The sequence below is a fragment of the Microvirga calopogonii genome, assembly GCF_003347665.1.
GTDB lineage: Bacteria > Pseudomonadota > Alphaproteobacteria > Rhizobiales > Beijerinckiaceae > Microvirga > Microvirga calopogonii.
The window spans coordinates 21,150-42,797 of the sequence record NZ_QDGA01000034.1 but is presented as its reverse complement, the minus strand read 5'-3'; the positions used below and the strand labels follow the sequence as shown (position 1 = coordinate 42,797).

The following is a 21,648-nucleotide window of genomic DNA, read 5'->3' as shown; positions in this document are numbered from 1 at the left end:
CGTTATGCTTAGCCAGCGCGGCACGTCCCGTTCCGCAGATTCGGAGAGGCTCCCGATGACCGACGAACTGATCTTCTTCACGAATCCCATGTCCCGTGGGCGCATCGCCCGCTGGATGCTGGAGGAGACGGGATGCGCCTATCGGGCGGAAATCCTCGGCTTCGGCCCGGATATGAAGTCGCCCGGCTATCTGGCGATCAATCCCATGGGTAAGGTGCCGGCGATTCTCCACAAGGGAAAGATCGTCACCGAGGCGGCGGCGATCTGCGCCTATCTCGCCGATGCCTTTCCCGAAGCCGGGCTCGCCCCGCCACCCCAGGAGCGGGCCGCCTATTACCGCTGGATGTTCTTTGCGGCGGGGCCGGTGGAAGCCTCCTTGAGCAACAAGGCTTTCGGCTTCGAGGTCCCGGCCGACCGGCAGCGCGCGATCGGCTATGGTAGTCTCGAGAGTGTGGTCGACGCGCTGGAATATGCCGTCACCCAATCCGAATACATCGCAGGCGACCGCTTCACGGCCGCCGACGTCTATGTCGGCTCGCAGATCGGCTGGGGCATGATGTTCGGCACGCTCGAAAAGCGCCCCGCCTTCGATGCTTATTGGCAGCGCATCAGCTCGCGTCCGGCGGCTGTGCGGGCGCGGGAGATCGATGATGCGCTTGTGCCTCCGAAAACCTGACCGGCAACAGGCCTAGCGGCGCTCCGGAATCGAATAGGTGCCGGTCGCATGGCAGACCATATCGGGGCTCCCCGCGGAGTAGATCGACACGTCGCCGACTGCCAGACGCTTGCCGAGCTTCAGCAGGCGGCAATCGGCGATCAGAGCACGGGGTTCCGGCTTCCGCAGGAAATTGAAGTTGAGGCTCGTGGTGACGGCGAGCGCCACGGGACCGATATGGGCGAGGATCGCCGCATAGAGGGCGAGGTCCGCCAGCGCCATCATGGCCGGGCCGGAAATGGTGCCGCCGGGCCGCAAGTGGCGTTCGTGGTATTCCATGCGCATCCTGGCTGACAGCGGCCCAATCTCATCGACGAAATAGCTGCGCCCTCCCGCGTGCATCTGCGGGAATTCCCGGTCGAGGAACGCCGTCAGTTCGTCCTTCGTCATGATCGGATGATGCGAAGCCATGCGTCAAATGCTCATTGAACTGCCCTGCCCTATCCCATACGTTCCCTTCATGAACCACGACAATTATCCGAACGATTACATCCGCGGCATCCTCAACAGCGTGAAGACCATCGCGCTGGTCGGCGCGTCGCAGAACCCGGCGCGGCCGAGCTGGATCGTCACCAAGTACCTGCTGGAGCGGGGCTACGACGTCATCCCGATCAATCCGGGCCTCGCCGGCGGCGAACTTCTCGGCAAGAAGGTTTACGCCTCCCTCAAGGACGTGCCCCACCCCATCGACATGGTCGAAGTCTTCCGCAATTCGGAAGCCGCCGGCCCGATCACCGACGAAGCCTTGTCCCTCGATCCCCTGCCGAAGGTCCTGTGGATGCAGCTCTCCGTCCGCAACGACGAGGCGGCCGCCAAGGCGGAGGCCAAGGGCCTGAAGGTCGTGATGGACCGCTGCCCGAAGATCGAGTTCGGCCGGCTGTCCGGCGAGATCTCCTGGCAGGGCGTGAACTCGCGCATGCTGAGTTCCAAGAAGCCGGTCCTGTCCGGCAAGGGCTTCCAGAAGCTGAGCCTCAACCGGCCTTGACGAGTCCGACGGCGCTGAGCGTACAGGGCTGTCCCCCGCCTCCGCCGACGCTCGCCGGAACGAGATCCGCCCGCGTCATGACCGCATCTGGCGCGGCGATCCACGTCTTCAACTCCACGTCTCCGGCCTCATCATGAGGAGGTCGCGCAGCGACCGTCTCGAAGGATGTTTCAAGGCGCATTGGACGATCCTTCGAGACGCAGCTGCGCTGCTCCTCAGGATGAGGTCGGAGAGGGGTCGGAGAGGAGCGCTCCCTTTCCATCCGCTCCACGTCATGGCCGGGCTTGTGCCGGCCATCCCGATACGGTGAAGCGCCGCGCTCTGCGGGTCGGGATCACCGGCACGAGGCCGGTGATGACGTCGAGCAGGTGGACAGGCGGGATTATGTTCTCATTTTGTTCTTGACAGGCCGTGCAACCTTGGCTATATCATTGCACAGATCTGCTCCTGACGAGGGGCGCGCTCGCGAGGCGTCGCAGTGTGGGAGCAGGCACGGTCCCGCCGCAGGCCTCGCACGCCCGTGGTCGCGGGAGGTCGACCTTGGCCCTGCCAGTTGGTCCACCTGAAAAGAACCGTGCGCGAAGCGGCCGTCCGGCTCTTCCATCTCTCATCCACAAGCGAGCCGGGCTGCCCGACGCGCCACCCTCGAACCCTGACGGCTCGCAGCGCAAGCTGCGGGCCCCAAGGCGCTGGCTCTTTGACAGAGACACATCCCCCGTCATCCCGGGGCCGCGGGAGCGGAGCCCGGGATCCAGAGCCGCTGATGATGCCGAATGAGGTGCGACGCCGCTCGCCCTGTCTTGAGACGTCGCAGTTCTGCATCCCCGCCTGCGCGGGAATGACAAGGCGCCGGTGCCACAGCTGGCACCCGATCCCGGACCACCACCCGCCGCGTCATGGCCGGACTTGATCCGGCCACCCACGTCTTCGGATCCGCTGCCTCGCCAAGGCGTGGAGGCCCAGCACATCTCTTGAAAATGATCCTGGATCGTCTGCGTCACCCAGGATGATACCCTGGAGCAGAGCGGCGGCTTCAAAGGGCGTGGCCGAGGAGCTTTCCGGGGCCCTGAACCTCCTGAAACGCCGGCTTACTGCTGTTCTTCGGGAGAGGCCGAAACGATATGGCTACCCAAGAACTCTCCTTGACGGAAGAACGATACGTTCTTTAAATAGAACGAATTCATTTCCTAGAGGAACGTCCCAATCATGACCGACCGTCTGCCAGGCTTCAACACGCTCGCCATCCACGCCGGGGCGGCTCCCGATGCTGCGACCGGTGCCCGCGCGACGCCGATCTATCAGACCACGTCCTTCGTCTTCGACGACGTGGACCACGCCGCATCGCTCTTCGGCCTTCAGGCTTTCGGAAACATCTATTCCCGCATCGGCAACCCAACCTGCTCGGTACTGGAAGAGCGCGTCGCGGCACTCGAAGGCGGCACGGCGGCTCTCGCGGTGGCTTCCGGCCACGCGGCGGAGTTCCTGACCTTCCACACCCTGCTCCAGCCGGGCGACGAGTTCATTGCAGCCAAGAAGCTCTACGGCGGCTCCATCAACCAGTTCAACCACGCCTACAAGAACTTCGGCTGGAACGTGGTCTGGGCCGATTCGGACGATCCGTCCTCCTTCGAGGCGGCGATCACTCCCAAGACCAAGGCCATCTTCGTCGAATCCATCGCCAACCCGGGCGGTGTGATCGTCGACCTTCAGGCCATTGCGGCCATCGCCAAAAAGCACCGCATTCCGTTCATCGTCGACAACACGATGGCGTCGCCCTACCTGATCCGCCCCTTCGAGCACGGTGCGGACATCATCGTCCACTCGGCCACCAAGTTCCTCGGCGGCCACGGCAACTCGGTCGGCGGCGTGATCGTTGACGGCGGCTCGTTCAACTTCGCGGGCGACGACCGCTATCCCATGCTCTCCAAGCCGCGACCGGAATATGGCGGCATGGTGCTGGGTGAGACCTTCGGCAATTTCGGCTTCGCCATCGCATGCCGCGTGCTCGGCCTGCGCGACCTCGGCCCTGCCCTCTCGCCCTTCAATGCCTTCCTGATCCTCAACGGCATCGAGACCCTGCCGCTGCGCATGCAGCGCCACTCGGACAATGCCCTGGCCGTCGCCGAGCATCTGCAAGGCCATGGCAAGGTATCCTGGGTCAGCTATCCGGGCCTGCGCTCGGACCGCTACCACAACCTCGCCAAGCAGTACTGCCCCAAGGGCGCCGGCGCGGTGTTCACCTTCGGCCTCAAGGGCGGCTACGAAGCGGGCGTGAAGCTCGTCTCGAACCTGAAACTGTTCTCGCACCTGGCGAATATCGGCGACACCCGCTCCCTGGTGATCCACCCGGCGTCGACCACCCATCGCCAGCTCACCGACGAGCAGAAGACCCAGGCCGGAGCAGGACCGGAGGTGGTGCGCCTCTCCATCGGCCTCGAAGACACGCAGGACCTGATCGACGACCTCAATCAGGCTCTCGACGCGGCGTAAGATGGATCTTCCTTTAACGGCTCTCCACGTCATGGCCGGGCTTGTCCCGGCCATCCCGATGCTGAAAAGCGCCGCGCTTCTTCCATCGGGATCACCGGCACAAGGCCGGTGATGACGGAAAGAGCTATCGTGAGACAATGATCGACGAACAAAAAGGGCGGCTCAGGTGCCGCCCTTTTTACTGAAATGAAAGCCAATGCTTAAGCGGCGCGAGACGAGCCGGCCTTCTTGTAGGTATTGTGGATGGCATTGAGCGAACGCTCCAGCGCCGTCCAGAGGCGGCCGATTTCCTCGGCACCTTGCGAACCCGCATCGTATTCCCGCGCGCCCTCGCCGGTTGAGAGGGAGAGAGTCAGCTCGGGACGATGGGTGATCTGGCCGGCCCAGACCGGAACCTGGAGAGCATTCAGGGCGCCCCGGGCGTCCGCCACCACATGGGCCTCGGTATCGCCATGCTTGGCCGGCGCGGCATTGATGACGGCGGCATAGGGCTTGCGGTGCTCGCGGGCGATGGCGACCGTATCCTGCAGGGCGGCGATGTCGAACAGGCTCGCACGGGTGGGGACGATCACGAGCGTGGCCTGCTTGATCGCTTCGGCCACGATGGAAGACTTATTCGGCGGCGTATCGACGAGAACCCACTCGTAGCCTTCACGCTTGGCCTGCCTGATGGCCTCCTCAATGTTGCGCACATTGTGTTTCAGGCCCAGGAACTCCTGGTTGCGGATCTTGTGCCAGAGGGACAGGGAGCCCTGCGGATCGTTGTCGATCAGCAATGTGGGACGGGAAGGGTTGGCGATATAACTCGCGAGGTGAGCAGCAAGCGTGCTCTTACCCGAGCCGCCTTTCCGCGAAGCAAAGACCAGCACATTCATGCCTGACTCCTCATAAGCCTGTTCCTACAGCCCTGCACTAGGGGTTAACCTATCTTAATATTGTTCACCTATGTCAGAGCAAGTACTGATTTCCTAATTCGCGACGTATTCCCACGGCGATTTTTTCCTGGCGATCGGATCGACTGATCGACTACGGGCCGTTGCCCTGAAACGGATTCCGCCTCGACGGGCATCGGAGATAACTTTCTGAAGTTCAGATGGAACTAAAAGTGTTCGTTCAGAAAACTGATCCAGGGTGCATGTGAAAAGAACGGGCCGAGATAGACGATCCGCCTTCGGGTTGTCCGATTTCACATCTCATTGCTCGCTTGAAACTGTTTTTCGGGGCCGGAACCACACTCTCGCTTCGCCGTTAAGCTCCAGACTTCACCAGTCTAGGAGCTGACAAATGTCTAAGAAGATCTTGTTTGCAGGCGCTGTGCTCGTGGCCCTTGCCCCGGTTGGCGCTTTCGCCCAGTCCGGCGGCGGCGTTGCTGCAGGTGCAACCACGGGCGCCGTGGGCGGTGCCATCGTCGGTGGCCCGGTTGGCGCAGCCATCGGCGGCGTGACGGGCGCAATCGTCGGTGGCCTGGCCGAGCAGCAGCAGCCGCAGTTCCGTCAGTACGTCGTGACCCAGGGCGTTCCGTCCTACCGCTACCAGGAAGAGGTTCGTGTCGGAGCGACTCTCCCGGCCTCCGGCGTGCAGTACTATGAGGTTCCGGCCGAGTATGGCGTCACGAACTATCGCTACACCGTCGTGAACGATACGCCGGTTCTGGTCGAGCCCGGCACCCGCCGCATCGTCCAGATCGTCCGCTAAATCTCGGCGGCATTCGAGGTTAGGGGCGGCCTGTTCGGGCCGCCCTTTCTTATGTCAGGACTTGCTCACGCGGGCATGGACGACGGCCATTGCAAGAACGGCCATGGCAAAGATCTGATGCGCCAAGCCGGCCCAGAGCGGCACTGCCAGCAACAGCGTCACGATCCCGAGAACCATCTGCGCCAGCACCAGGAAGGCCATCCCCATCGCACGACCGGCGGTTTTCGAAGCGGGAGCATGACGGCGGATCGTCCAGGCATGCCACACGGCGAAGGCCACGATGGCATAGGCCACGAGGCGGTGGTTGAACTGGACGAGCAGCACGTTATCGACGAAATTCTCGATCCAGGGCTTCACCAGGAACAGGGCGGAAGCCGGCGGGATCAGGGCCCCATCCATCAAGGGCCAAGTGTTGTAGGTCAGCCCGGCCTTCGATCCGGCCACGAGGCCGCCGAGCGCGATCTGGAACAGGATCAGCCCGACGAGGATGCGGGGGGCATAGCCCATCCGCGCTTCCTGCCCGACGGAGCCGGAACGATCCTTCAGCCCCGACGCCACCCAGACGAGGCACGCCAGGATGATGCTGGCAACCGTCAGATGAAGGGCGAGCTTGATCGGCGCGACGGCGGTCATACCCGGCTCGAGGCCGGAGGCCACCATGATCCACCCGATGGCCCCTTGAAGCCCACCCAGAGCTCCGATGCCGAGAAGAGTCAGGGCCAACCGGCCCTTGATCGTTCCCCTCGCCCAGAACCAGACGAGTGGCAGAAAGAACACCAAGCCGATCAGGCGGCCCAGCTGTCGATGCCCCCACTCCCAGGCATAGATGAACTTGAACTCCGACAGAGTCATACCCTTGTTGACGAGTTCATATTGGGAAATCTGCCGGTATTTCTCGAACTCAGCCAGCCAAGCCTGCTCGGTCAGCGGCGGAATGGCACCCGTGACGGGCTTCCATTCGGTAATGGAAAGGCCAGAACCGGTCAGGCGCGTGGCTCCGCCCACCGCGACCATCAGGACGACCAGCGCGGCGAGGCAATATATCCAGATGCGAACGGCGGACAAGGACCGGCTTTGAGGCACGCGCGCCAGCGGCACGCCCTCGGTGGAGGCTGCGACAGCCATGCTCACTCTCATTGTCGATTAGGACTTGAACCCAGGGTACGGACGTCACATAGAGGCTATGCCTTCGAGAGGCAATTCATGCCGGTGACGCACCGTTACGACGCGACGTCGATGATTTGAGGATTTCAGCCATGGGCATTCGCCTGCGCAAGCTGATCGGCACAGTGGTGATGCTGGCCTTCATCATTTTCTATGCGCTCTTCGCGATGGCCGTCGCGGAGGGGCGGATCACGCAGGCGCCCAAGCTCCTCCAGACCGTGGCCTATATCGTGCTCGGCCTGATCTGGATCATCCCGCTCATGCCTTTGGTCCGCTGGATGGCTAAGCCGGACAAGTCCTAAGCGCCACCGATTCCCTCAATGATCGTCCCGGTGCCGCCGCAGATCGGGCAAGGCGTGACGCCGATGCGGCCGCTGCCCTTGCATTCTGGACAGATATTCTCACCCGCTCCAGGAGTTCCAGGCTCGGCCTGATCACCGGGATTGAGGTTCGTGTGGTCGGATGGGGACTGATCTTTCGGTGTGTTTGCCATGGCTGAGCTCGCATAAGTCTTCATGCGATCAACGCTGAGGCGGAATCACGGTTGCCTGACGGACAGAGAAAAGGCCCGCCGGAGACGGGCCTTTTCAGAAACTCAGTTGCAGACCTGACGGGTCCGGTGCTCCCAGCCCCAGCCGGGAACCCACTCGCGGTACCGCTCGGTCGTGCAGCGCTCCACATAGACCTCACGCACCGGGCGCTCGTAATAGACCGGCGCCGCTTCCTCAACATAAACCGGCGGCGGGAGCGGAGGCGGAGCACGATAGACAACCGGAGGCTGAGGCTGGGCGACAGCCGAACCAACGACGGCGCCCACGGCAAGACCTCCCAGGGCTCCCAGAGCCACGGCGGCGCCGGGAGACAGGCGATCACGCGCTGCAGCCGGTTGAGCGGCAGCAAGGCCGGTGACCAGCGCCAGGGCCGCAGCGGTACCGGAAACAAGTCGGAAGATCTTCATGATCATCACCTACGACGGAAGAAAGGCTACGTGCCCTCCTCTTCATGTCGTGAGATATACTGTCCCAATCCTCTCTGAAAGCTGAACAGATTGTGGCGAAGCTTGGGCTCTGGTCATTTCGTCCGAAATGGTGAGCAATTACTTAATACCTGCGCCCGTCCTTCAACGCTTTTCTTCAGGTTCAGTCAGGCACCGGCGCTGCGCAGCGGTACCGAAAGCAGCACGCGAACGAGGTCTGCCTGACGGTTGGTATCGGTTTTCCGGAAAAGGTTCTTCAGATGGAAGACAACCGTGGTCTGGGCGACTTCGAGCTCCTCCGCGATCTGGTCGAGACGCTTGCCATCGATCAGCATCAGGGCGACGCGTGTTTCCGAGGGCGTCAGGCCGTAGAGCCGCACAAGCGTATCGCCTGAGACCTTGGCCCGTTGCTCCGTGTCGATGACGAGCAGCACGACGGCTTCGGGCCGCTCCTCGGCGGAGAAGCGCTGTCCCTGGATCAGAACGAGATAAGGCCGCCCGCCCGAAACGCGCGGGAAAGAGACGATCTCGTCCAGAGATTCTTCCTCGAAAGCTTTCCCGATCGCCGAATAGAGCTTGCTGTTCTGTTTGGCCGCGGACCCCTTCAGGATTCCCTGGGCGACAACCAAACCGTCGTCCTCGGCCAGAATGCGCTGCGCCTCCTTGTTCATCACACGAATGGCGCCGTTCTCGTCGACGATCACCACTCCGACGAGAAAGCGGTCGAACGCGAAGGTCGCCTTGTACAGGGCGTCGACCGTACGCCCCTTGGAGGATTTCAGGATCTCCTGCCAGGATGCTTCGGCCCGATGGACCGCACTCGTCTGAACACGAGTGACTTGATCGAGGCGGGCGGCAATGGTCGCCAGGAGAATCTCGTAATCGATCGGCTTCACAAGGTAATCGTCCGCCCCCGCCTGTTTGCCTGTGAGGACGTCGTTCCGCTCGGCGAGTGCCGTCAGGAAGATGAACGGAACATCGGACATCGTGCCTTGCTCGCGTAGAGCCTTGAGCACGTCATAGCCGCCGAGTCCGGGCATGGTGATGTCGCAGAGGACGAGGTCTGGCCGGTGCTTCTCTAGAAGGATAAGCGCTTCGCTGCCGTTGGCGGCCTGGAGAACGCGGTAATGGGCGGCCTCCAGTTCCTCGGCGATGTCACCCCTCAGGTCGTCTTCGTCTTCGACACAAAGAATTGTTTTTTGAGCATTCATCGGAGTCGGTCACTCATGCAGCCTGTTGCGCTTGTTCGGCATTGGCTATGGGCAGATCAAAGGTAAACAACGATCCGGCCGCCTCATAGCTTTCAACGTGAATTTCTCCCCCATGCAAGTGCATGATCCTTTGGGCGAAATTCAATCCAATTCCCGTTCCGGCAATACCCGATGCCGTCCGGGCACGATAGAAACGATCGAAGATCTTCGGCAATTCATCCGCAGGAATTCCGATTCCCCAGTCACGGACCGAGCAGAAGGCACGGGCCCCCTCCATCCAGATCTTGACCTCGACGACCGGCGTATCCCCTGAATACTTGATGGCGTTTGACAGCAGATTGACGACAACCTGCTCGATGAGCATACCGTCGCAATAGACCGTAACAGGAACATCGGGGACATCGAAGCGGATATCGGCCTGTGTACTGACCTCGCGCTGCCGCTCGCAGATGTCCACGACGAGATCCACTAGGTTGTAAGAATCCGGGTTCACTTCGATCGTGCCGGCGTCGAGTTTGGCTGCGTTCAGCACGCTGTCCACGAGACGGGTCAATCGAGTGCCGGCATTCCGTATTTTCTGGACGCGCGCGACCAGCTCGTCCTGCGTTAGTTCAGCTCCACGCCGCAAAATACGTTGGGCACTGGAATCCAGAATTGCGAGCGGCGTCCTGAACTGATGAGACACCATGGACACGAAGTTGCGATAGGCATTGGTGGTCTCGCGCTCGCGATCAAGGGCCGATTCAAGAGCCCGTGCAACCTGCTTGTAGCCGGAAATGTCGGTCAGGCGCACGAAGATCGTCGCGCCATCGGCCTTTGTAAGGGAAAGACGAGCCCAGGTATCCTTTTTGAGCATGAGATCCAGCTCGATCTCCTCGAACGGAGGCTGTGCGTTCACGAGACGCATGTCGGCGCCTTCGCACATGGCAAAACACCCCAGGAAGCTGGTGAGACTCATCTCATCGTTGCACCACAAGGATACGGGCGCGGCGGCCCAGATCTGCTCATTGGCGAAGAGGAGCTTTCCGGTCCAGTCGAAGGCAGCAAACCCTTCCGATGCGGATTTGATCGCTGCGATCAGGCGGCGTTCTGCCTGACGCAGAGCGGCCGTCCGCTGAAGCACTTTGATTTCGAGATCGAAGTTCTGGCGCTCCGCCTGCTTGCGGGCCAGCCACTGCTCGGTCACGTCGCGCATGAAGGCGATGCCGAGCTTCCGTTCGGCCATGGAGACGGGAAGGCAGTTGATTTCCAGGCATTGTTCCTGCCCGTCGGACGAGGATGTCTCGTTCTCGAAGATCGAACTCATTCCCTCCGTTGCGCGGACGAGGGAGCCGATCACATTCTCCCGGGCGAAAATCGGATCAATATCCGACATGTGCTGCCCCACCGCCTGCTCGGGCTTGATGTTCAGCAGGTCCTCCATGCCCGGGTTCCAGAGCAGGCACCGCAGCTCGGCATCGAACATCACGATGCCTTGATTGCTGATGTTGTTGATGACCAGATCGGAAAGCTCCTGCTCCTGTCTGAGAAGCTGGCGGGCCTGGCTGGCTTCCTGCATGCCTCTGAATAGACGGAGGAGAAGAAACGCCGCACTCATGGCGATGCCGGCAATGAAGGCGAAGCTCTCGAAGACGTAGCGCAGATACATCGAGCGCTTTTTCGACATCTCGCTGCGGTTCAGCAGCATGACCTTATTGGCGATGTCTCGCAGCTGGTAGGCGAGATCGCGAACCTGCACCCTCAACAACAGCGCTGCCTGCGGATCGACATGACCTTTGAGCATCGGCTCCGCATAGGTCAATTGCAGGTAGGCCTCCTTCAGCCCCCCAAGCGCTCCGACCCGCTCGATGACTTGGCCCTGCATTCCCTCCAACAGAACGGCCATTCGGCTGATCAGGATAGCCAACCGGAACTCGGGAGCTTGTTCCCGATCGGAAAAGGTCTCTCCCGTGGCTGAGCGGGCTAGACTTTCGGCCAGGATCGATGCTTCGAACTGCGTTTGGGAAATCTGCCAAAGATTGGCGTGAGTTTCTTCGGTCCGAAGATCCTCCTCGACATTGAGCAGGCGCCAGACCGTGAACGTGAGCGAAAGTGCCAGCACCGCGATCGCAGCGAGGGTAACCAGGGCAGCCTTATAGTTGTTAAGGTTGAGCCTCATGGTCGTAGGACCCGCAGCCGATTGAGTTGCCAGACCCAACGGGAATCGTGGATGTCGTCGCGCAATGCGCTGTAATCGTCCCGAGGATAGACGATCCACAAAGGCCCCTTGTCACGCAGCGACAACACTTCGCCATCCGCCGACATGGCCAGCAGAGGGTCGTATTTGAGATCATCCCAGGGGATATCGACCTCATAATCGTTCCAGGCCGAAGCTCGAATTGTACCTCCCCTGCCGCCCACGCGATCAAGGACGGCACGCAGGGGGACTCCTTCGAAACGATGCTTCTTGCCGCTTATGACGAAAGTGGCGGCAAGGCTCTTCCGTCCCAATGCCTCCAGCATAGCCCGGTCGAATTCCGCCCGCCCCGGAGCATTCGTAACGTCAATCTCTCCAACAACGGTGAGCAGGATCTCACCTTTGGCCGACGGCAACGGTTCGAGCGCATGGGACGACGTCAAGCCGCCGAGAAAGACAACCAAAAACGCGAGGAACGTGAGACGGAGCATAAGTCCCCAACCCGGGAGAGATTATAATAGAACAGATACATCATTGGCGATTTGTTGCAAAAAATCCAGTGCCACCCTTGAGAAAGAAGAGCCCTCTCCCCTTGAGGCACACCCGGAAAGAAATCCACAAACCCAAATCAATATTCCCCAGCACTTTGTTGACTGACAGATTAGAGCAACCTTCCACCTGAACTATATGATCCAGGCATTCGAAACACTAAGGAAGCATAACCCATGGTATTCAACTGGTTGCTTTCAGATCATACCTGAATAGCATCTACGAATACCCACGGAATGGTAAGCACCGCGACCGCAACGAAGATCGGGATTGTGCGAGCTTGGCCGCTGAGGCTATATTCCGCACCGACAATCAGCAGGCCCTCTGCCGAAGCTTTCGCAAATGAGGAGTTTGATATGCGTAAATTCGTAACGGCCCTGGTCGGCGCCGCCGTGCTCGTGTCGGCACTGCCCGCCAGTGCCAGCCCCATGCAGGCCCGCCCCCTGCCCCGGATCGACCAAGCATACCCGAACGAGAGCTACGCCCAATACTATCGTCCCTATTACCGTGACGGCTATTACTACCGCCGCGGCGGCAATGGCGCCGCCGTTGCAGCCGGGGTTGCTGGCCTCGCAGCGGGCGCTCTGATCGCTGGCGCAATCGCCAACCAGGCCCAGGCACAGCCGGCCGTTCCCCCGCCTCCCGGCACCGTCGATCCTCAGATGGCGGCATACTGCGCACGCAAGTACCGCTCCTACGATCCGGCGACGGGAACTTTCCTGGCCACGAACGGCATGCGGTACGTCTGCACCTATCCGTAAGTGCGGCCCTCGCGTATCACTTCGTTCGGCCCTGCCTCAGACGCTGCGGCAGGGCTTTTGCTTTAGCCTACCGCTCTGGAACGGATCGAGGCTTTACCTCGTCGGACGACGCCTTAGAACTGAGGAGGCCAATTCCTTCTAACGCTCCTCCCGAAAGGCTTCGATCAGCTCAATGGCTCAAGATTCTGACAGCAACGGTACCGTCATTCCGTCCACCGAAGCAGCCATCCTCACCTCCGGCAACATGACGGAGCTGGAGCTGATCCTTCCGGACCTGGGCGACGAAGATCTGCCTGAAATTGCAATCTTCCTGGTAGCTTGCGCCATGCGCTTTCACAGCGATCCCAATTTCGTTCAGGAGCAACTGGAATGGCTCGTCAGAGCCCACGACACCGAGGTGGATGAGGGCCTGAAACCCGATCAGCTGAATTCCGCCAACGACGACTGAGCCACCTGGGCTGACGTCCACGAAAGCCGCAAGGGAAATACCGGACGAACGATCACGCGGCACTCTCGAGCCTCAAAGGCTGGAGATGATCGCGTCTATTCCTTCCATGATCGCGGCCGGCGACGTGCCGACCGCGTTCAGGAGGATGGTCAGCAGCCAATAGCAGCCGACGACGATGACCGGCACGAGGATCCACCCGAGGATTTCCTCGAACCACACGCGCCGGCGACGACGGAGGTAGCGCTTCTCGCGCCACGACAGTTTCGCCGGGGCTTCCAGGGTCCGGGACGCCTCTAGGGGTCCCTCGTGTATCTCACTCGTCATGCTCTAACCAATGGAACTTTTGGAACGGTGCGGACACCGCCGCCCCCATTACCATCGGATCCCTTCGGTTTCACCGACTTTTTCGCCTTCGACGAAGAAGCCTTGGTTTTGCGCTTCTTCTTGGCGTTCGCCACGTCCTTCTCAGGCTTGGGCTTCACCGGTCCTTCGACATATTCGAAGCCAAGGCTTTCCAGGCCGATCTCATCCGTTTTGACCACGACCTTGACCGCTCCGCCATTCTTCAGACGCCCGAAGAGGACTTCGTCCGCCAGCGGAGTCTTGATGGTCGACTGGATCAGTCGGCCCATGGGGCGGGCGCCCATGGCTTCGTCATAGCCATGCTCGACAAGCCAATCGCGCGCCTCGTCGGTGAGCTCGATCGAGACATTGCGGTCGGCAAGCTGCGCGTCGAGCTGCATGACGAACTTTTCCACGACCTTCTGGACCACTTCCTTCGGCAGATGGGCGAAGGAGATCACGGCGTCCAGACGGTTGCGGAACTCGGGCGTGAACAGCTTGTTGATCGCTTCCGTATCATCACCCTCGCGTTTAGTGCGGGTGAAGCCGTAGGCCGGCCGGGCCATGTCGGCGGCACCAGCATTCGTGGTCATGATGATGATCACGTTTCGGAAATCGACCTGCTTGCCGTTGTGATCCGTCAGCTTCCCGTGGTCCATGACCTGGAGCAGGATGTTGAACAGATCCGGATGGGCCTTCTCGATCTCGTCGAGGAGGAGCACGCAGTGCGGGTGCTGGTCGACGCCATCGGTCAGGAGACCGCCCTGGTCGAAGCCCACATAGCCGGGAGGCGCGCCGATCAGGCGGCTGACCGTGTGCCGCTCCATGTATTCCGACATGTCGAAACGCAGGAGCTCGACGCCCAGCGACGCGGCAAGCTGCTTGGCCACCTCAGTCTTGCCGACGCCCGTCGGGCCGGCGAACAGGTAGGAGCCGATAGGCTTCTCCGCATCGCGCAGGCCGGCGCGGGCCAGCTTGATGGCCGAGGACAGCGCCTCGATGGCCTTGTCCTGGCCATAGACCACTCGCTTCAGGGTATCCTGCAGATGCGCCAGCACCTCCGCGTCGTCCTTGGACACGGTTTTGGGCGGGATTCGGGCCATCGTGGCGATGGTCGCCTCGATCTCCTTGATGCCGATGGTCTTCTTGCGACGACCTTCGGGAAGGAGCATCTGCGACGCGCCGGTCTCGTCGATCACGTCGATCGCCTTGTCCGGCAGCTTGCGGTCGTTGATGTAGCGGGCGGACAGCTCCACCGCCGCCTTCACGGCGTCGTTGGTATATTTCAGCTTATGGAAGTCCTCGAAATAAGGCTTCAGGCCCTTCACGATTTCGATGGCATCCGGCACCGACGGCTCGTTGACGTCGATCTTCTGGAAGCGCCGGACAAGGGCCCGGTCCTTCTCGAAATATTGGCGGTATTCCTTGTAGGTGGTCGAGCCGATGCAGCGCAGGCTGCCCTGAGCCAAGGCCGGCTTCAGGAGATTCGAAGCATCCATTGCGCCGCCGGAGGTGGCGCCGGCGCCGATCACCGTATGAATCTCATCGATGAACATGATGGCGTTCGGATGCGCCTCGATCTCCTTCATGACCTGCTTCAGGCGCTCTTCGAAGTCGCCGCGATAGCGGGTGCCGGCCAGGAGCGTGCCCATGTCCAGGGAGAACACGGTGGCCCCCTTCAGGACCTCCGGCACCTCGCCCTGAACGATTTTGCGGGCCAGACCTTCCGCGATGGCAGTCTTGCCGACGCCGGGTTCGCCTACGAGAAGAGGGTTGTTCTTCTGACGACGGCACAGGACCTGGATAGTGCGCTGGACTTCGGACTCGCGACCGATCAGCGGATCGATCCGACCTTCCTTCGCCTTCTTGTTGAGGTTGACGCAGTAAGCTTCGAGGGCATCGCCCTTTTTCTTCTGGCGCGCATCGCCCTCCTCCTGAGTCGGACGCTCGCCCGAGGACTCCTCCTCGGAACCCCGCGGAGACCGGCTCTCGGTGAGGCCGGGGCGCTTGGCAATGCCATGACTGATGTAGTTGACCGCGTCGTAACGGGTCATGTCCTGCTCCTGCAGGAAATAGGCGGCATGGCTCTCGCGCTCGGCGAAGATCGCCACGAGCACGTTCGCCCCGGTCACCTCGTCGCGACCGGAAGACTGGACATGAATCACCGCACGCTGAATGACGCGCTGGAAACCGGCCGTAGGCTTGGAATCCTGTCGTCCGTCGGCCACGAGATTGGCAAGCTCGCTGTCGACATAATCGACCAAGTTGCGGCGGAGAATTTCGAGATCGACATTGCAGGCGCGCATGACGGCGGCCGCATCCTGGTCGTCGATCAGGGCCAGGAGAAGATGTTCGAGGGTTGCGTATTCATGGCGGCGCTCGCCTGCAAGAGCGAGAGCTCGGTGTAGGGCTTGTTCAAGACTGCGAGAAAAGCTCGGCAACGGCTTGTCCTTTTATGAGACGGGGCTCGGCTAATTCTTTTCCATGACACATTGCAGAGGATGCTGATGTTTCCTGGCGAAATCCATCACCTGGGTCACCTTCGTCTCGGCAATTTCGTACGTAAAAACTCCACATTCCCCAACGCCGTTCTGGTGGACATGCAACATGATCCGGGTCGCATCCTCGCGGTTCTTGTTGAAGAACCGCTCCAGCACGTGCACCACGAACTCCATCGGGGTGTAATCATCGTTCAAGAGAAGAACGCGGTAAAGGTTCGGCCGTTTCGTGCGCGGCTTAGTTTTCGTGATGATGGCCGTATTCGAGCGACCGCCATCGTCGCCTCCAGGAGGCTGTGACCCGCCGGCAGCGGAAATCGGACGTGGCTCCGACAGGGTCAAAGTACCTTGAGCTACCCGCAGCATAATCGGACGACCGCCCCTTCTTCTATTCTGGCCTCCGGCCCGAGCTCAGTCGCACCTTCAGCATCAAGCCAAATGTATAGTCGCTCCATTCGGTTTGCCAGATCAACCAGATGGGTGGTCGCAGTCCTGATGAAAAGAGCGACATCTTGGTCACTCCTGCGCGAGCCGGACAGGCGTGCCCAGCAGGCGCGCCCGCCCGGCCCTGGATGCATGACAGCCCCAACGCAAAACGCCCGGGACGGGCCCGGGCGTTTCATGCGAGAGGTGCTGGCGCGCCTCAGGCTCGCGCAGCCGTCGCCTTGGAGAGGAGCCCTTCGTAGGGCTTCATCGTCTCGGTGGCGAGATTGGAGTACAGCGCGCCCATCTTGGTCGCCTGGCTGACGAGGTTGTCGTAAGCGCCCTTCACGTAGGCGGTCTGGATCTCGACGGCCTTGTCGAAGGTCTGGACGCCGAGAAGCTTCTCAAGCGTCGACGAGGTCTGTTCGAAGGACTTGCGGGCGAAATCCGCCGTCTCGGATGCGATGACCTGGCTGTTGCTCGAGAATGCGCCGAGCGCCTTCATGGTGGCATCCAGGTTGTCCTGGCCGAACTTCTGGATCTGGTTAAACGGCTGAAGCATTGTGAACCTCGGCAATAAGGCGTTAAATGACGGTGAGCCCGCTGGATAGCTGACGATGTCATTATGTGCAGTGCACAAATTTTGTCAAGTTCTATTGTGCATTGCACAATAAATTCGTCGATTGAATTTCCCCCGTTAACCGCCCCGTAACCGCAACCTCTTACCGTCAGAGGATGTGTTGTGCCGGCAACGGTTCCCTCAAGAGAACCGGGCGCAGGGGCCTAGAACGAAGCGAAACAGGGATTTTTGCAGCATGAATTCGGTTTGGATGGGACACCGAAAGACATGGGCTCTCATTGGCATTGTAGCGTCGGTTGCCGTGGCTGTCGCATCCCCGGCCGAGGCGGCACGTAGGGCCAAGCCTTCCGGAGGCGGATACAGCCCCCTCTCCGCTTCCATCGTGGTCGACGCCAAGACCGGCAAGGTCCTTCAGGGCGAGAATGTCGACGAGCCACGCATCCCGGCCTCGCTCACGAAGGTGATGAGCCTTTATCTTCTTTTCGAGCAGCTCGAGCGCGGCCGCATGCGCGGGGACACGCCTCTTAGCGTCTCGGCCTATGCGGCAAGCCAGCCGCCGACCAAGCTCGGCCTCCGCCCCGGGTCGACCATCGAAGTCGACGACGCGATCAAGGCGATGGTGACCCTGTCGGCCAATGACGTCTCCGTCGTCGTCGCTGAGAACATCGCCGGGTCCGAGGACGCTTTCGCCCGGATGATGACCCGCAAGGCGAAGGAGCTCGGCATGAGCTCGACGGCATTCTATAACCCGCACGGCCTGCCGCACGAGCCGCCGAACACCACCACGGCCCGCGACCTGTCCATCCTCGGCCGCGCGATCCAGGATCGCTTTCCCAAGTACTTCGCCTATTTCCAGACCCAGTCTTTCCAGTACGGCAGCCGCACCATTCGGGGCCATAACCGGTTGCTCGGCAAGGTCGAAGGCGTGGATGGCATCAAGACCGGCTATACCCGTTTGTCCGGCTTCAACCTGCTGACCTCGGTCAACACGGACAACCGCAGCCTCGTCGCCGTGGTGCTCGGCGGCCGCTCGGGCGCTTCCCGCGACCAGAAGATGGCCAGCCTCATCCAGAGCCATCTGCCCCGCGCCTATGCGGGTGCCCGCACGACCCCTGCCGTTGTCGAGAACCAGCCTGCAATGGTGGCCGAGGCCCCAGCTCCGCGTCCGGTCGAGCTTGCTCCGGTGGCCGCACCCGTGAGAGTGGCCTCCGCCACCCCGCAGGCTCCTGTCGCCCAGGCCTCGACGCCGCCGACGGCTCCTGAGCGCAAGCCGCTCGATCTGAACACTTTGCGGCCCGTTGTCGCGTCGGCCACCGGCGCCAGCTCGACCACGACTCCCTCTTCGGTGAAGTGGCAGAAGGGTCCGGAGCCGCTGCCGCTGAACGCGCAAGCCTACGCCGCATTGCCCGCTCCGGCACCGATGCCCGCCTCCCAGAAAGCCGCCCTGCAGGCCAAGGTCGAGGCGAAGGTCGAAGCGCCCAAAGCTGAAGCGGCTGAGCCGAAGAAGGCCGTAACCGGCTGGGTGATCCAGCTCGGTGCCACGGACGACGAGGCCAAGGCGAAAGCCATGCTCGACACCGCCCGTGGCCGGTTCGGCAAGGTCCTGGGCAAGGCTTCCCCTTTCACCGAGAAGGTGACGGTTGACGGCTCCACCCTCTATCGGGCCCGTTTCTCCGGGTTCGCCGAATCCGATGATGCAGCGAATGCCTGCAAGCAGCTCAAGAAGAGCGGCATGAACTGCTTCGCCGCACGCAGCTGACCTGATGAGAGATTGTCGTGACGGCACGTGTGTCTGTGCCGTCACGGCTCGAAGCAAACCGGATCGCGCGTGGAGTATCAGCGATGTCGGCCCAGCAAGACTTCTCTCGCCTCGTTCACGCGAGCCGCGAGGTACGCCGTCCCTCCCTGGTCGGGATGGAGTTTCTTCATGAGTGTCCGATGCGATTTTCGGATCTCGTCGAGGCTCGCACCCGGCTGAAGGCCCAGGATCTGATAGGCTTCCTCTTTCGTCATTACGCCCGAATGCGCATGGGTGCGCGTCCGCGTGTCACGATCTCCGTAAGCGTTTTCACGCCAGCCGGCAAACCGGCGGTCAAGATAAGCCTCTAGGAGAGGGACACCCTGCGGATCAAGGGCGGTGCATTCGTCATAGAGACGGCGCAGACTCTGCGGATCAAGGCTTGAGAGCCGACGCCCGGCGAAAGCTCCCACCAGGATGGTTCCTTCGACGGCACCCGTCGCATGGTCGATCTCCATCTCGATCATCGCCGACCGGATGCGCGAAAACCGCCCCCCTGTCTGCTGAAACTTCCGCCACGGCCCAGGAAGATTCAGGGCGTTCCATCCCAACGCCCAGGCGCCGAAGCCGCCCAGCAGCAGCGCCATGTCGATGCGTCCTTTGATGCCAAGGAGCACAGCCGCACCAAGCGCCGCGACACCGGCCACGGTTTTGAGGCCCTTGGCGACGACTTTCGGATCAGCCCTCGTATAATTCTTGCCCAACCACCACAGAAGAGCGACCGCCAGTATTCCAAGAAGCAGCATCATTGTTTTCGTCCCCATCCCAACATGTGGGCCGGGATGGGGCGGTTGTAAATCGCCGGCTCGAAGAATGCCGGTCGGGGCGGATTGCTATTCAGGCCGCTTGGGGATTTCGAGACCGCGCTGGACCGCGGGCCGGGCGAGGCCCCGCTCCAGCCAGGCCGGGACACGCTTCAGGGCGTCGAACTCCACCAGCTCTCCCGCGCCATAGAACCCGATGAGATTGCGCACCCAGCCGAGAAGCGAGATGTCGGCGATGGTGTAGTCGTCGCCCATGATCCAGTCGCGACCTTCGAGCCTTATCTCAAGCACACCCAGCAGGCGTTTGGATTCGTTGCGGTATCGCTCCAACGGACGCTTGTCTTCGATCTCGCGACCAGCAAATTTGTGGAAGAATCCGAGCTGTCCGAACATCGGCCCTACTGCCGCCATCTGGAAGAACACCCATTGGATGGTCTCGTAGCGCCGAGCAGGATCAGAAGGCAGGAACTTACCGGTCTTTTCGGCAAGGTACAGCAGAATCGCGCCGGATTCGAACAGAGGCAGAGGCTTTCCGCCGGGTCCGTCGGGGTCGATGATGGATGGAATCTTGCCGTTCGGGTTGAGAGACAGGAATTCCGGCGTCCAAGTCTCGTTCTGGCCGATATTGATGAAATGCGGCTCGTACGGCAGCCCGGTCTCCTCCAGCATGATGGAGACTTTGACACCATTCGGCGTTGGCGTGGAATAGAGCTGAATCCTGTCGGGGTGCTGGGCCGGCCAGCGGGAGGCAATCGGGAAGGCTGAGAGATCGGCCATGGAAACTCCATCATCGGCGTGAGTCGCGATGGAGCGATGCTAGAGGGCGCGGCCTCGCTTGCAAGTGCGAGGCCTCAGCTTGTCAAAATTCTGGCGTTAATGCAGGAGCGCGTTTCGGCTGCGCTGGCTCTCCCGCTCCCAGGCCTGCACGACGACCCCGTTGATGCCGGAATCGTGGAGCCTGTCGCTCAGATCGATGAAGTGCCGCTCCGTTGCCTCCACGTCGACTTCAATCTGCTCATCTTCGGCGTGATCGAGTTCCGAGGCCGCGTAGCGCTCGTAGGCCGCCGACATCTCCGCATAGGCGAAGGCAACGGGAAGGGTCCGGAAGATCGTGGAGAATTCCTCGTCGAGTTCCCCAGTGGTCAGGTCCCGCATTTGGACCAGATAGCCGTCGTCATGCTCGCAGACTTCGTAACGCCAGTGCCGGCCTTCGGATGCGCACATCAGCATCGGAACCTCCACTCAACTGAACTGCTGAGCCAATGCTGTACGAGCCAGCGCGGTTCCAAGAAGATCTCCGTCCAAAGGGAGGGTCGCCAGCTAAAATGTCTAGCGGCGACCGAGCGCCTCGGCTCGAACACCGCCTCCAACCCGCACCTGCGTGCCATTCCCCAAGTCGATGAAGCCCTGGTTGGCCTTCAGGGAATTCTGCCTTTCCGCCTGCGCGCGGCGGTCCTGGGGACGGTCCCGGCATTCCGGCGGGACTTGGACCTGCACGCCGGGCGGTACGTCGGGCATGCGGCACTCTTTCGCAAGCACTGGGGTGCCGGCACAAGCCAGAAGAGCAGCGGTAACAGTGAGAAGTCTCATGAAACGGTCCCCAATGATTCACATAGGTTACAGGAGGCCTAGCTCGGCCAGCTCGCGACGCATGTCTTCCGGCATCACGGCAAGATCGCCCGCTTTCAGGTCGATGTCACGCGGAGCCTCCTTGGCAACGAGGTAGCGCCAGCCTTGGAACGGCCTGTAGGGGCGCGGCTCGACGGCAACCACCTTCGGCTCAAGGACCAGATGACAGCGGCCGATCCCGTCCGCATCGGTGAACGGTCGGACGGCGAGAAGCCTCTGGCGGGCCGCAACCTGCCCCTTGATCACCCAAAACAGCGAGCCGCCATCCAGCAGTTCGTCGATGCGCTTGGGCACCATGCGCGTGGTGTGCGTCTGCTCGTAATCCCGCCCGAGCCGCCGATGCAGCGCGCGATTCTCTTCGATCCACTCTTCGAGATCCGTGATCGAGTCGCAGCCGACGCAGAGTTTGATGAGATGAAGTGCCATATCCATTTCAACCACGCG

Annotated in this window: 26 protein-coding genes; 8 read left to right on the top strand and 18 right to left on the bottom strand. The window is 61.4% G+C overall.

The annotated features are described in order from the left end of the window. Positions 1–55 precede the first annotated feature (55 nt). Positions 56–676 carry a glutathione S-transferase family protein gene (locus DDF70_RS21270; protein WP_114946826.1) on the top strand — a complete coding sequence of 207 codons (621 nt, stop codon included), beginning with the start codon at positions 56–58 and terminating at the stop codon, positions 674–676. 12 nt (positions 677–688) lie between these two features. On the opposite strand, the gene DDF70_RS21265 is transcribed toward DDF70_RS21270, so the two are convergent. Next, on the bottom strand, positions 689–1,126 hold the full coding sequence (locus tag DDF70_RS21265; protein WP_170316103.1) for a PaaI family thioesterase: 438 nt from the start codon (positions 1,124–1,126) through the stop codon (positions 689–691). A gap of 49 nt (positions 1,127–1,175) precedes the next feature. Here DDF70_RS21265 and DDF70_RS21260 point away from each other — a divergent pair, with 49 nt between their 5' ends. Beyond that, positions 1,176–1,700, top strand: coding sequence for a CoA-binding protein (locus DDF70_RS21260; RefSeq protein ID WP_342633941.1), 525 nt, complete (start codon positions 1,176–1,178; stop codon positions 1,698–1,700). On the opposite strand, the gene DDF70_RS21255 is transcribed toward DDF70_RS21260, so the two are convergent. After that, positions 1,687–1,881, bottom strand: coding sequence for a hypothetical protein (locus DDF70_RS21255; protein ID WP_114946825.1), 195 nt, complete (start codon positions 1,879–1,881; stop codon positions 1,687–1,689). The genes DDF70_RS21260 and DDF70_RS21255 overlap by 14 nt on opposite strands. Positions 1,882–2,906: 1,025 nt before the next feature. Here DDF70_RS21255 and DDF70_RS21250 point away from each other — a divergent pair. Next, complete coding sequence (locus tag DDF70_RS21250) at positions 2,907–4,190, top strand: O-acetylhomoserine aminocarboxypropyltransferase (protein ID WP_114946824.1); 1,284 nt, start codon at positions 2,907–2,909, stop codon at positions 4,188–4,190. A 200-nt stretch (positions 4,191–4,390) separates the two neighbouring features. Here the strand turns inward: DDF70_RS21250 and DDF70_RS21245 are convergent, their stop codons facing one another. Further along, positions 4,391–5,065, bottom strand: coding sequence for a ParA family protein (locus tag DDF70_RS21245; protein WP_114946823.1), 675 nt, complete (start codon positions 5,063–5,065; stop codon positions 4,391–4,393). Positions 5,066–5,474: 409 nt separating this feature from the next. On the opposite strand from DDF70_RS21245, the gene DDF70_RS21240 reads away from it, so the two are divergent. Then, positions 5,475–5,885 (top strand): DUF1236 domain-containing protein, encoded by a 411-nt coding sequence (locus tag DDF70_RS21240; RefSeq protein WP_114946822.1) that lies wholly within the window; start codon positions 5,475–5,477, stop codon positions 5,883–5,885. Between the two features lie 54 nt (positions 5,886–5,939). Here the strand turns inward: DDF70_RS21240 and DDF70_RS21235 are convergent, their stop codons facing one another. Beyond that, positions 5,940–7,010 (bottom strand): COX15/CtaA family protein, encoded by a 1,071-nt coding sequence (locus tag DDF70_RS21235; protein WP_114946821.1) that lies wholly within the window; start codon positions 7,008–7,010, stop codon positions 5,940–5,942. 131 nt (positions 7,011–7,141) lie between these two features. On the opposite strand from DDF70_RS21235, the gene DDF70_RS21230 reads away from it, so the two are divergent. Continuing rightward, complete coding sequence (locus DDF70_RS21230) at positions 7,142–7,351, top strand: DUF2842 domain-containing protein (RefSeq protein WP_114946820.1); 210 nt, start codon at positions 7,142–7,144, stop codon at positions 7,349–7,351. Here the strand turns inward: DDF70_RS21230 and DDF70_RS21225 are convergent. The 5 genes from DDF70_RS21225 to DDF70_RS21205 all read right to left on the bottom strand — a co-directional run bounded on the left by DDF70_RS21225 (position 7,348) and on the right by DDF70_RS21205 (position 11,903). After that, positions 7,348–7,542, bottom strand: a complete 195-nt coding sequence (locus DDF70_RS21225) for a hypothetical protein (RefSeq protein WP_114946836.1) — start codon at positions 7,540–7,542, stop codon at positions 7,348–7,350. The two genes, DDF70_RS21230 and DDF70_RS21225, sit on opposite strands and share 4 nt — an antisense overlap. A gap of 102 nt (positions 7,543–7,644) precedes the next feature. Continuing rightward, positions 7,645–8,007, bottom strand: coding sequence for a hypothetical protein (locus DDF70_RS21220; protein WP_162820555.1), 363 nt, complete (start codon positions 8,005–8,007; stop codon positions 7,645–7,647). A gap of 185 nt (positions 8,008–8,192) precedes the next feature. Further along, positions 8,193–9,236, bottom strand: coding sequence for a response regulator (locus DDF70_RS21215; RefSeq protein ID WP_114946818.1), 1,044 nt, complete (start codon positions 9,234–9,236; stop codon positions 8,193–8,195). 13 nt (positions 9,237–9,249) lie between these two features. Next, positions 9,250–11,394, bottom strand: a complete 2,145-nt coding sequence (locus DDF70_RS21210; RefSeq protein WP_114946817.1) for a sensor histidine kinase — start codon at positions 11,392–11,394, stop codon at positions 9,250–9,252. Then, positions 11,391–11,903 (bottom strand): putative pterin-binding protein, encoded by a 513-nt coding sequence (locus tag DDF70_RS21205; RefSeq protein WP_114946816.1) that lies wholly within the window; start codon positions 11,901–11,903, stop codon positions 11,391–11,393. The genes DDF70_RS21210 and DDF70_RS21205 overlap by 4 nt, the downstream gene beginning before the upstream one ends. 414 nt (positions 11,904–12,317) lie before the next feature. Here DDF70_RS21205 and DDF70_RS21200 point away from each other — a divergent pair, with 414 nt between their 5' ends. After that, a complete protein-coding gene (locus DDF70_RS21200) occupies positions 12,318–12,722 on the top strand; it encodes a BA14K family protein (protein WP_114946815.1) in 405 nt (134 codons plus the stop codon). Between the two features lie 172 nt (positions 12,723–12,894). Next, positions 12,895–13,170 carry a hypothetical protein gene (locus DDF70_RS21195; RefSeq protein ID WP_114946814.1) on the top strand — a complete coding sequence of 92 codons (276 nt, stop codon included), beginning with the start codon at positions 12,895–12,897 and terminating at the stop codon, positions 13,168–13,170. Between the two features lie 72 nt (positions 13,171–13,242). Here DDF70_RS21195 and DDF70_RS21190 read toward each other — a convergent pair whose 3' ends face one another. The 4 genes from DDF70_RS21190 to DDF70_RS21175 all read right to left on the bottom strand — a co-directional run bounded on the left by DDF70_RS21190 (position 13,243) and on the right by DDF70_RS21175 (position 16,995). Beyond that, positions 13,243–13,494 (bottom strand): hypothetical protein, encoded by a 252-nt coding sequence (locus DDF70_RS21190; RefSeq protein WP_114946813.1) that lies wholly within the window; start codon positions 13,492–13,494, stop codon positions 13,243–13,245. Then, positions 13,491–15,953 carry an ATP-dependent Clp protease ATP-binding subunit ClpA gene (gene clpA / locus DDF70_RS21185; protein WP_114946812.1) on the bottom strand — a complete coding sequence of 821 codons (2,463 nt, stop codon included), beginning with the start codon at positions 15,951–15,953 and terminating at the stop codon, positions 13,491–13,493. Before clpA ends, DDF70_RS21190 begins: the two co-directional genes overlap by 4 nt. 30 nt (positions 15,954–15,983) lie before the next feature. Further along, the gene (gene clpS / locus DDF70_RS21180) at positions 15,984–16,376 is read right to left on the bottom strand and encodes an ATP-dependent Clp protease adapter ClpS (RefSeq protein WP_170316102.1); all 393 of its coding nucleotides are present in this window, start codon (positions 16,374–16,376) and stop codon (positions 15,984–15,986) included. A 277-nt stretch (positions 16,377–16,653) separates the two neighbouring features. Next, positions 16,654–16,995: a phasin family protein gene (locus DDF70_RS21175; RefSeq protein ID WP_114946811.1), complete on the bottom strand. Its 342-nt coding sequence runs from the start codon at positions 16,993–16,995 to the stop codon at positions 16,654–16,656. A 253-nt stretch (positions 16,996–17,248) separates the two neighbouring features. On the opposite strand from DDF70_RS21175, the gene DDF70_RS21170 reads away from it, so the two are divergent. Further along, positions 17,249–18,772 carry a D-alanyl-D-alanine carboxypeptidase gene (locus tag DDF70_RS21170; RefSeq protein WP_114946810.1) on the top strand — a complete coding sequence of 508 codons (1,524 nt, stop codon included), beginning with the start codon at positions 17,249–17,251 and terminating at the stop codon, positions 18,770–18,772. A gap of 77 nt (positions 18,773–18,849) precedes the next feature. On the opposite strand, the gene DDF70_RS21165 is transcribed toward DDF70_RS21170, so the two are convergent. The 5 genes from DDF70_RS21165 to DDF70_RS21145 form a co-directional block, all read right to left on the bottom strand. Then, a complete protein-coding gene (locus DDF70_RS21165) occupies positions 18,850–19,560 on the bottom strand; it encodes a DnaJ domain-containing protein (RefSeq protein WP_114946809.1) in 711 nt (236 codons plus the stop codon). Positions 19,561–19,644: 84 nt separating this feature from the next. Beyond that, positions 19,645–20,352, bottom strand: coding sequence for a glutathione S-transferase N-terminal domain-containing protein (locus DDF70_RS21160; protein ID WP_114946808.1), 708 nt, complete (start codon positions 20,350–20,352; stop codon positions 19,645–19,647). Positions 20,353–20,448: 96 nt separating this feature from the next. Continuing rightward, a complete protein-coding gene (locus tag DDF70_RS21155) occupies positions 20,449–20,805 on the bottom strand; it encodes a hypothetical protein (RefSeq protein ID WP_114946807.1) in 357 nt (118 codons plus the stop codon). A 99-nt stretch (positions 20,806–20,904) separates the two neighbouring features. Then, the gene (locus DDF70_RS21150) at positions 20,905–21,093 is read right to left on the bottom strand and encodes a hypothetical protein (protein ID WP_114946806.1); all 189 of its coding nucleotides are present in this window, start codon (positions 21,091–21,093) and stop codon (positions 20,905–20,907) included. Positions 21,094–21,192: 99 nt separating this feature from the next. Then, the gene (locus DDF70_RS21145; protein ID WP_114946805.1) at positions 21,193–21,630 is read right to left on the bottom strand and encodes a DUF1489 family protein; all 438 of its coding nucleotides are present in this window, start codon (positions 21,628–21,630) and stop codon (positions 21,193–21,195) included. Between the last annotated feature and the right edge of the window lie 18 nt (positions 21,631–21,648).

Excerpts from the sequence above, each read along its gene's own strand:
- DDF70_RS21150 (WP_114946806.1), bottom strand. The coding sequence starts at position 21,093 with ATGCCCGACGTACCGCCCGGCGTGCAGGTCCAAGTCCCGCCGGAATGC.
- DDF70_RS21170 (WP_114946810.1), top strand. The coding sequence starts at position 17,249 with ATGAATTCGGTTTGGATGGGACACCGAAAGACATGGGCTCTCATTGGC.
- DDF70_RS21260 (WP_342633941.1), top strand. The coding sequence starts at position 1,176 with ATGAACCACGACAATTATCCGAACGATTACATCCGCGGCATCCTCAAC.
- DDF70_RS21145 (WP_114946805.1), bottom strand. The coding sequence starts at position 21,630 with ATGGCACTTCATCTCATCAAACTCTGCGTCGGCTGCGACTCGATCACG.
- DDF70_RS21245 (WP_114946823.1), bottom strand. The coding sequence starts at position 5,065 with ATGAATGTGCTGGTCTTTGCTTCGCGGAAAGGCGGCTCGGGTAAGAGC.
- DDF70_RS21210 (WP_114946817.1), bottom strand. The coding sequence starts at position 11,394 with ATGAGGCTCAACCTTAACAACTATAAGGCTGCCCTGGTTACCCTCGCT.
- DDF70_RS21220 (WP_162820555.1), bottom strand. The coding sequence starts at position 8,007 with ATGAAGATCTTCCGACTTGTTTCCGGTACCGCTGCGGCCCTGGCGCTG.
- DDF70_RS21175 (WP_114946811.1), bottom strand. The coding sequence starts at position 16,995 with ATGCTTCAGCCGTTTAACCAGATCCAGAAGTTCGGCCAGGACAACCTG.
- DDF70_RS21225 (WP_114946836.1), bottom strand. The coding sequence starts at position 7,542 with ATGGCAAACACACCGAAAGATCAGTCCCCATCCGACCACACGAACCTC.
- DDF70_RS21270 (WP_114946826.1), top strand. The coding sequence starts at position 56 with ATGACCGACGAACTGATCTTCTTCACGAATCCCATGTCCCGTGGGCGC.
- DDF70_RS21165 (WP_114946809.1), bottom strand. The coding sequence starts at position 19,560 with ATGATGCTGCTTCTTGGAATACTGGCGGTCGCTCTTCTGTGGTGGTTG.
- DDF70_RS21255 (WP_114946825.1), bottom strand. The coding sequence starts at position 1,881 with ATGCGCCTTGAAACATCCTTCGAGACGGTCGCTGCGCGACCTCCTCAT.
- DDF70_RS21265 (WP_170316103.1), bottom strand. The coding sequence starts at position 1,126 with ATGGCTTCGCATCATCCGATCATGACGAAGGACGAACTGACGGCGTTC.
- DDF70_RS21195 (WP_114946814.1), top strand. The coding sequence starts at position 12,895 with ATGGCTCAAGATTCTGACAGCAACGGTACCGTCATTCCGTCCACCGAA.
- clpS (WP_170316102.1), bottom strand. The coding sequence starts at position 16,376 with ATGCTGCGGGTAGCTCAAGGTACTTTGACCCTGTCGGAGCCACGTCCG.
- DDF70_RS21215 (WP_114946818.1), bottom strand. The coding sequence starts at position 9,236 with ATGAATGCTCAAAAAACAATTCTTTGTGTCGAAGACGAAGACGACCTG.
- DDF70_RS21235 (WP_114946821.1), bottom strand. The coding sequence starts at position 7,010 with ATGGCTGTCGCAGCCTCCACCGAGGGCGTGCCGCTGGCGCGCGTGCCT.
- DDF70_RS21155 (WP_114946807.1), bottom strand. The coding sequence starts at position 20,805 with ATGCTGATGTGCGCATCCGAAGGCCGGCACTGGCGTTACGAAGTCTGC.
- DDF70_RS21190 (WP_114946813.1), bottom strand. The coding sequence starts at position 13,494 with ATGACGAGTGAGATACACGAGGGACCCCTAGAGGCGTCCCGGACCCTG.
- DDF70_RS21160 (WP_114946808.1), bottom strand. The coding sequence starts at position 20,352 with ATGGCCGATCTCTCAGCCTTCCCGATTGCCTCCCGCTGGCCGGCCCAG.
- DDF70_RS21200 (WP_114946815.1), top strand. The coding sequence starts at position 12,318 with ATGCGTAAATTCGTAACGGCCCTGGTCGGCGCCGCCGTGCTCGTGTCG.
- DDF70_RS21230 (WP_114946820.1), top strand. The coding sequence starts at position 7,142 with ATGGGCATTCGCCTGCGCAAGCTGATCGGCACAGTGGTGATGCTGGCC.
- DDF70_RS21250 (WP_114946824.1), top strand. The coding sequence starts at position 2,907 with ATGACCGACCGTCTGCCAGGCTTCAACACGCTCGCCATCCACGCCGGG.
- DDF70_RS21205 (WP_114946816.1), bottom strand. The coding sequence starts at position 11,903 with ATGCTCCGTCTCACGTTCCTCGCGTTTTTGGTTGTCTTTCTCGGCGGC.
- DDF70_RS21240 (WP_114946822.1), top strand. The coding sequence starts at position 5,475 with ATGTCTAAGAAGATCTTGTTTGCAGGCGCTGTGCTCGTGGCCCTTGCC.